Below are 6,749 nucleotides of genomic sequence, written 5' to 3'. Positions count from 1 at the left end.
ATGAAGAACCCTTGAATGTTCTTTGCCGAGCGGTGGGACATTTTGTCAGAGTGCGACCTCTTGTCTCCGATGAGCGGCGGCACAACTATGTAGGTCGACTACCAGATCTCTCTCCTCACGGTGCGAACATGAGACGAACCCCCCCGTGGGTTCTGCTGTGTGGAGTGCTTGCCCTTGGCGCCCGCCGGGCCAACTGCCAGGTGGTGGATACCACCTCGAAGGGTGCCGCGCCCGATTCCACCCTGCTGAGTCCGGCCATGGTCGACGCCGGACGAAAGGTCTTTCACGGCAAGGGTACCTGCTCTGCCTGCCATGGGGACAAGCTGCAGGGTGGTCCGGTCGCGCCGGCGCTGTCCGGCCAGACTTGGCGCCACATCACCGGCACATTCGACGCGATCGTGGACCGGGTAGACAACGGGCTGCCGGGCACGCTTATGGTGCCTCATCCGGGTGGGATCACGGAGTCGCAGGTGTTCCTGGTGGCGAGCTATGTCTACGCCGTGAGTCACAAGATCACCAAGCCTTGACCAGTCAGGAGGCCGATGAACGCCACACGCGCGGCTGCCGCTGGCTTCATTGCGACTGGGGTCATGACCGCACTGCTTTTGGTCGAGCCCTCGGTTGGCCTGCCCAGGATCGCGATGGGGCAGGTGCTCAGCACGTCGCTCGGGCTCGCCTCGGCCCACCTCGCGACCGGACCAGCCCTCGGTTGGCTCATTCACTTTCTGATCGGGATGCTGCTGGCCTTGATCTACGCGGCCGCCTTTGCCCACCGGCTGCCGGGGTCACCGCTCGGCCGGGGAATGGTCTACGGTGCGTTGGTCTTCATGGTCGCGCAGCTGGTCTTCATGCCGCTGATCGGCGGCGGCGTCTTTTCCCGCGGCGCCGTGGACCTACTCATCGGCAGTCTGCTCGGCCACCTGGTCTACGGCGGCCTGACCGGGTGGATCTACGGAGAGCCTCAAGCGGCCGCCTGAGCGTGGCCGCGCGCAGCACTGGGGCCACTCCCAGGTGGCGTCAGCGAAGGCATGGCTCATGAGCGGATAGTCGCGTGTCTTCCGCAGGTGCGGCTCGACGACCCCTACGCGGCGCGCTTTCCACGCTACGTCGATTTCCTGCGGGCTGGGCCCGGAGCGGAGCCGACGTCCCCATCTTCCGCGCACTGCAATTCTATCGCTTCGTTCCCGAGCGAGATCGGATTCTGGACGAATGGGAGTTCGGCGACGAGGTGTTTATCGCGGCACCATCCTTCCCTGAGGCGCCAGGGGCGGAATCGTACCGAGCCGTGTTTCAGGAGGCAGCTGATCCCTCGGCGGCACGCGGCTCGACAGCAGACCCGAGAAGCCGGCCCCAGTTCCGGAGTTGATCGAGCACCAGGAACCGGTCGTGGACCCGCCGTTGTGCCATCCGTCCCATGCGCCGCAGCCGGTCGGGCGAGGCGAGCAGGTCATCGATGGCGAGCCGCAGCTCCGTCTCATCCTCGGGATCCCGGATGAGCCGCCCATCCACGCCGTCCCGGATCTGCTGTCTCGGGCCGCATGCCCGCGAGTTGCTGAGCACCGGGACCCGTTTCCACATCGCCTCGGCGATGGTGAGCCCGAATCCCTCGCGCAGTGAGTTCTGTACCACGAGGATGGAGGCCCGCTGGAGCGCGTTGACCATGAGAGCGTTCTCCTCCACCGATCGCATCGGCAGCACGACCAGGGCGATGTCATCCTGGACCGCGGGGTGGAGGCCCGAATAAACGGCACGGAGCTCATGCAGCACATCGGCGGCCTCGGGATCGTCGGCCACACCAGCGGGGTCGGGGCCGGCCAGCACCAGACGGACGAGATCGAGGCGCCGGCGGTGCAGCGGGTTTGCGGCGCCATCGCTGGCGTACAGCGACTGCTTGAGGCTGGCGAAGGCACGCATGAGAGGGAGAAAGCCCTTCAAGCGGTCCCATCGCGAGACCTGGGTAAGGATCGGCCGGCTGATCAGGCCGACATCCTCGGCGACATTCACCGGGGCGAACGTCCCGTCCGCCAGTGCCCGGCGGGCCGGCGCCTGATAGGGGCCGTCGACGATCGGGCCGGGACAGGACACGAGGGCGCCGCGGCAGAGGACCTCGATGGTCTCGTGCAGTGAGAGCTCCCGGTTCTTGGCGTCGAGCGGATCGATGCCGGGGGCGATGACTGTGGCCCGGCCGGCAAGCCGCTCCGGGATGTACTCTGGTGCCGAGAAGACCGCGTGATCGTAGTGCTCGAGGTAGGGCGCCAGGAACTCCCAGGCGGCGCGGGTGGCGGCGTTGCTCTCGTCCAGGCCGATATGGCAGCGCCATACGGTCACCAGAGGCACCGTCGCGCGCAGGAAACCGGCTAGAGCGAGTGGCTGCGGATCGTGCACGATCAGAACATCGCCCGGCCGGAGGAGCGGCCGCAGGCTGGCGGCGTTCTCCCGGCCCGCGCGCTCGAACACATCGCGCTCCGCCGGGCCGAGCCGCGGGTCGCCCGAGCCGTGGATGAGATTGTGGAGTCGCTTGGTCAGCGCGAAGAAGGCGGGGTCACCGCTGCCGATGGCCAGCCACTCGACGCTCACGCCCAGATCCCGAAGCAGCCGGACGATCGGGGGAAGCATTTCGGCCACCCCGCCGCCCGTCGCGGTCGAGTTCACCAGCCAGATGGTTCGCCCCGCCAGGCGCGGGACGATCCGGGCCGCCTCGGCCTTGAGCTCGTTCACGGCTGCCGCGAGGTGAATCACGGCGGCGTAATCGTCGAGCGTGTGCTGCGGTCGTACCTCTACGCGTACCAGCGGCGGCGCGGGATTCATGATCCATTCTCTACCTCCCGGGTCCGAACGGTCAAGCAACCGTTGTGTATCTTCCCGCCATGGCTTCGATGTCCGCCATGCTGCTCGACGCGCCGGGGCGGCCTCTTCGCCCGGCGGAGGTGCCTCGCCCCACGCCTGGGCCGGGACAGCTGCTCCTCAAGGTCCGGGCCTGCGGAGTGTGCCGCACCGATCTCCATGTCGCCGACGGCGAGCTGCCCGAGCCCAAGCTGCCGCTGGTGCTCGGTCACGAGATCGTGGGGACCGTCGCCGCCGTCGGCGGCGACGTGCCGCGATTCGCTCCCGGCGATCGGGTGGGCGTGCCCTGGCTCGGCTGGACCTGTGGCGTCTGCCGGTTCTGCCGTTCCGGCCGCGAGAACCTGTGTGACCGCGCCCGCTTCACCGGCTACACCATCGATGGCGGCTACGCCGAGTACAGCCTGGCCGACGCCCGCTTCTGCTTTCCCATTCCGGCCGGGTACGACGACGTGCACGCCGCGCCCCTCTTGTGCGCGGGTCTCATCGGCTACCGCTCGCTCGCGGCCGTCGGCGAGGCGGAGCGGCTCGGCATCTACGGTTTCGGCGCCGCGGCGCATCTGATCACCCAGGTGGCCCGGGCCCAGGGGCGCCGTGTCTTTGCGTTTACGAGAGCGGGCGACGCCGAAGGGCAGCGGTTCGCGTTGGAGATGGGCGCGGAATGGGCCGGTGCATCGGAGGACCGGCCGCCGGAGGCGCTGGACGGCGCGATCATCTTCGCGCCGGTCGGTGCGCTGGTCCCAGTCGCCTTGGGGGCCGTGGGCAAGGGAGGGGTGGTGGCCTGTGGCGGCATCCACATGAGCCCGATCCCGAGTTTCCCCTACGACATCCTGTGGGGTGAGCGGGTGCTCCGATCGGTGGCCAACCTCACCCGGCGGGACGGCGAGGCCTTCTTCCACATAGCTGCCGACGTTCCGTTGAAGGTGGCGGTGGAACCGCTCCCAGTGAGCGGGGCGAACGAGGCGCTGACCCGGCTGCGCGAAGGACGGCTCCGCGGGGCTGCCGTGCTGGTGTCCAACCCGCGCCCCGGCGAGGCGTGACCCGTCATACGATAAAGAGACCTTCACAGAGGGCCCACGGCCGCTTCATGGTCGGGCGGATAGGTTCACTTCCGCGACCCCCGACATGCGCCCGCTAACGTCTCGAGAGGCCTCTGTGTCCGACACTAACGCATCCACCAGCATCAACTCGCGCCGTGACTTTCTGCGGAAAGGCACCGTGGCCGCCATCGCGTTGCCGGCGGTCGTCAGCGGCCTGAGCGCCTGCGGTGACACCAAGCCCGCCAGCGCCGCCGTGGCCAGCCCGCCCAAGACTCCCACGCCGGCCCCGGCTCCAGTCCTGTCCGACCGCGCCAAGGCCGACGAGATGGACGCCATGCACGAGAAGGGGATCAAGGCGTTCCCGGCCAAGACGGCCGGCAAGGGGAACCAGGTCCTCCAGCCGCGCATGGACAAGGGCGTCAAGGTCTTCGACCTCACTGCCGAAGTGATAGACTGGGAAGTGGAGCCGGGGCGCACGGTCAAAGCGTGGACCTACAACGGCCAGGTGCCCGGTCCCCAGATCCGGGTGCGCGAGGGCGACCGGATGCGGGTCAACCTCACCAACAAGCTGCCCCAGTCCACCGCGATTCACTTTCATGGACTGGAGCTGCCGAACGATCAGGACGGCGTTCCGTTCATCACTCAGCCGCCGGTCAAGCCCGGCGAAAGCTTCACCTATGAGTTCACGGTGCCGAACGCCGGATCGCACATGTACCACTCGCATCACAACGCGGCCGTGCAGGTCGGCAATGGCTTGCTGGGGGCCATCATCGTCGAGCCCAAGACGGTGCTGAAGGCGCACCGCGCCGACCTGGATTACGTGCTGGTGCTCAACGACGGCTCCCATGGCTTCACCCTCAATGGCAAGGGCTTTCCCGCCACCGAGCCGCTGGTCTGCAAGCAGGGACAGACCGTGCGTATCCGCTTCATGAACGAGGGCATGATGATCCACCCCATGCACCTCCACGGGATGCACATGACCGTCATCGCCAAGGACGGCTGGGATCAGCCCGCGCCGTGGAAGTGCGACACCCTCAACGTCGCGCCGGGCGAGCGGTGGGACGTCCTGGTGCGGGCCACCAATCCCGGCACCTGGGCCTTCCACTGCCACATCCTGCCGCACGCGGAGTCGGAGCATGGGATGTTCGGGATGGTGACCGCGCTGGTGGTGCAGCCCGGCGTGGCCTAGGCCTTCGAGCTGGCCGAGCGAACCTCGGCCAGCTCGGTTGCTTTCCGGCCGGCGCTCCACCCCAGCTCCTCGGCCGCGAGCTCGGCGACAACGCCGAGCTCGCTGTCTGCCGGGGGTCCCGCTGTACCGAGATCGGTTCGTCGAAAGACGCAGTCGGCGAGGGACTGGGCCATCTCTTCCCTGATCGCGTGTACGATTTCCGCCCTCAATGCTCCGGACGTCCCGATCGGCTCGGCGAGCGATCGGTCGGCCTCGGCGAGCCGGAGCACCTCCCGGTGAGACGAGCCATAGTTTCGGGCCAGACGCTCGGGCACAGGCCCCGCCACGCTCGCCGGCATCAGGTCACGGACGCTCTCCCCAACCTCGGACAGAAGCTCCGCGAACCCGGAGAAGGCGCCGCCATGCAAGGGCGTCTCGGCCGTTCGGCATCTCGGCGGCACTGCTCCGAGCTTCCGGAAGGTGAGGTCGACCGCCCGTTCGGCCACTCCCCTTGCCGTGGTGAGTCGGTTGGTGACGACGGTCACTAGTCCCTCGAGTCCGTCCGCCTCCGCGTTGTCGACCACGTGCGAGCGCTTACCGAAGCTGACGTTGCCGCGCACCAGGCCGCTCTCCGCGATCGGCAGCAGGCCGGCGTGAACGCGAGCGATGTCGCCTCTCGCGAGATCGAGGTGCGGCACGGCCTCCTGGATCTCGGCCAGAAAGCCCGCGATCTCGTCCTCCGTGACCGATAGCGCATCGGGATCGCCCCGAAAGACCGCGCTGCTCACTCCCACGAGGGTCACGCCACGCCAGGGCGCCAGGAAGAGATGGCGTGGGCCGCGGCTCAGGATGGCATCGGGATCGCGGTATCTCGTCTGCAGCGCCAGAGCCCGCCCACCGTCGAGCCGCCTCCGGATGACGAATGCCATGTCGCGGGAGAGTGCGATCCGTGCGGTCTGGCGGATGCCGCATCGGACAAAGAGCTGTTCCGCGAACGGCCCCGCGGCGTTCACCACCACCTTCGCACGGACCTGAAAGCGCTCGCCGCTCAGCCGGTCCCCCACCGCTACTCCCGTGACCCTGCCGTTCCGGCGAAGCAGGTCCGTCACCTCGCAGTAATTGGCTGCCTCTCCACCGCTCTCCCCGGCGGTCCGGATAAACTCCCATACCAGGCGCGGCGGATTGTAGACCTGGCCATCCCAGAACATTCCGGCCCCAGTGAGCTCCCGGTGCTCGAGCTCCGGATACCAGGCCACGACCTGCCGGCGGGAGATCAGGCGGGTCCGAGGCACCCGGCGCTCGGGGTCAACCAGCCCTCGGTTCCGGGTGGCGGTGAGCGCCTCGAGCAGCAGGAACGCCGCAGCGAGTGCCTCACCGCCTCGGATGCCGTGGCCGAAGGTCGGCACGACGACGGGCATCGGGTGCACCAGATGCGGCGCGATCCGAAGCAGTGCCGAGCGCTCGCGGGAGGACTCACGAACCCGGGCGACGTCGAGGTGCTGCAGGTACCGGATGCCACCGTGTACCACCTTGAGCGAGTGCGCCGAGGTGGCGCCGGCGAAGTCGCCCCGCTCGAGCAGGGCGGCCGAGAGACCTCGCTGGACCGCGTCCCGGAGAATGGCCGCGCCACAGATCCCTCCGCCCACGACCACGACGTCGAGCTCGCGATCGGCGAGGGCCGCTGGGTTGCGCCTCATCGA

At 68.3% G+C, this 6,749-nt stretch carries 6 protein-coding genes; 4 read left to right on the top strand and 2 right to left on the bottom strand.

The window, feature by feature from the left end; genetic code table 11:
- Nucleotides 1-128 precede the first annotated feature (128 nt).
- Together VHR41_15890 and VHR41_15885 are read left to right on the top strand one after the other, a co-directional pair.
- The gene (locus VHR41_15890) at nucleotides 129-527 is read left to right on the top strand and encodes a cytochrome c (protein HEX3235679.1); all 399 of its coding nucleotides are present in this window, start codon (nucleotides 129-131) and stop codon (nucleotides 525-527) included.
- A gap of 15 nt (nucleotides 528-542) precedes the next feature.
- A complete protein-coding gene (locus VHR41_15885; GenBank protein ID HEX3235678.1) occupies nucleotides 543-977 on the top strand; it encodes a DUF6789 family protein in 435 nt (144 codons plus the stop codon).
- A 313-nt stretch (nucleotides 978-1,290) separates the two neighbouring features.
- Here VHR41_15885 and VHR41_15880 read toward each other — a convergent pair whose 3' ends face one another.
- Nucleotides 1,291-2,808: a glycosyltransferase gene (locus VHR41_15880; protein HEX3235677.1), complete on the bottom strand. Its 1,518-nt coding sequence runs from the start codon at nucleotides 2,806-2,808 to the stop codon at nucleotides 1,291-1,293.
- A gap of 59 nt (nucleotides 2,809-2,867) precedes the next feature.
- On the opposite strand from VHR41_15880, the gene VHR41_15875 reads away from it, so the two are divergent.
- Together VHR41_15875 and VHR41_15870 are read left to right on the top strand one after the other, a co-directional pair.
- Nucleotides 2,868-3,881 (top strand): zinc-dependent alcohol dehydrogenase family protein, encoded by a 1,014-nt coding sequence (locus VHR41_15875; protein HEX3235676.1) that lies wholly within the window; start codon nucleotides 2,868-2,870, stop codon nucleotides 3,879-3,881.
- A 115-nt stretch (nucleotides 3,882-3,996) separates the two neighbouring features.
- The gene (locus VHR41_15870; protein HEX3235675.1) at nucleotides 3,997-5,070 is read left to right on the top strand and encodes a copper oxidase; all 1,074 of its coding nucleotides are present in this window, start codon (nucleotides 3,997-3,999) and stop codon (nucleotides 5,068-5,070) included.
- On the opposite strand, the gene VHR41_15865 is transcribed toward VHR41_15870, so the two are convergent.
- The gene (locus VHR41_15865; protein HEX3235674.1) at nucleotides 5,067-6,746 is read right to left on the bottom strand and encodes a glycerol-3-phosphate dehydrogenase/oxidase; all 1,680 of its coding nucleotides are present in this window, start codon (nucleotides 6,744-6,746) and stop codon (nucleotides 5,067-5,069) included. The genes VHR41_15870 and VHR41_15865 overlap by 4 nt on opposite strands.
- Nucleotides 6,747-6,749: the final 3 nt, after the last annotated feature.

The sequence above is a fragment of the Gemmatimonadales bacterium genome, assembly GCA_036265815.1.
Lineage (GTDB): Bacteria > Gemmatimonadota > Gemmatimonadetes > Gemmatimonadales > GWC2-71-9 > CAVVWJ01.
The sequence above is the reverse complement of the archived record's forward strand: the minus strand, read 5'-3'. Positions and strand labels throughout refer to the sequence as shown.

Excerpts from the sequence above, each read along its gene's own strand:
- VHR41_15890 (HEX3235679.1), top strand. The coding sequence starts at position 129 with ATGAGACGAACCCCCCCGTGGGTTCTGCTGTGTGGAGTGCTTGCCCTT.
- VHR41_15865 (HEX3235674.1), bottom strand. The coding sequence starts at position 6,746 with ATGAGGCGCAACCCAGCGGCCCTCGCCGATCGCGAGCTCGACGTCGTG.
- VHR41_15885 (HEX3235678.1), top strand. The coding sequence starts at position 543 with ATGAACGCCACACGCGCGGCTGCCGCTGGCTTCATTGCGACTGGGGTC.
- VHR41_15880 (HEX3235677.1), bottom strand. The coding sequence starts at position 2,808 with ATGAATCCCGCGCCGCCGCTGGTACGCGTAGAGGTACGACCGCAGCAC.
- VHR41_15875 (HEX3235676.1), top strand. The coding sequence starts at position 2,868 with ATGGCTTCGATGTCCGCCATGCTGCTCGACGCGCCGGGGCGGCCTCTT.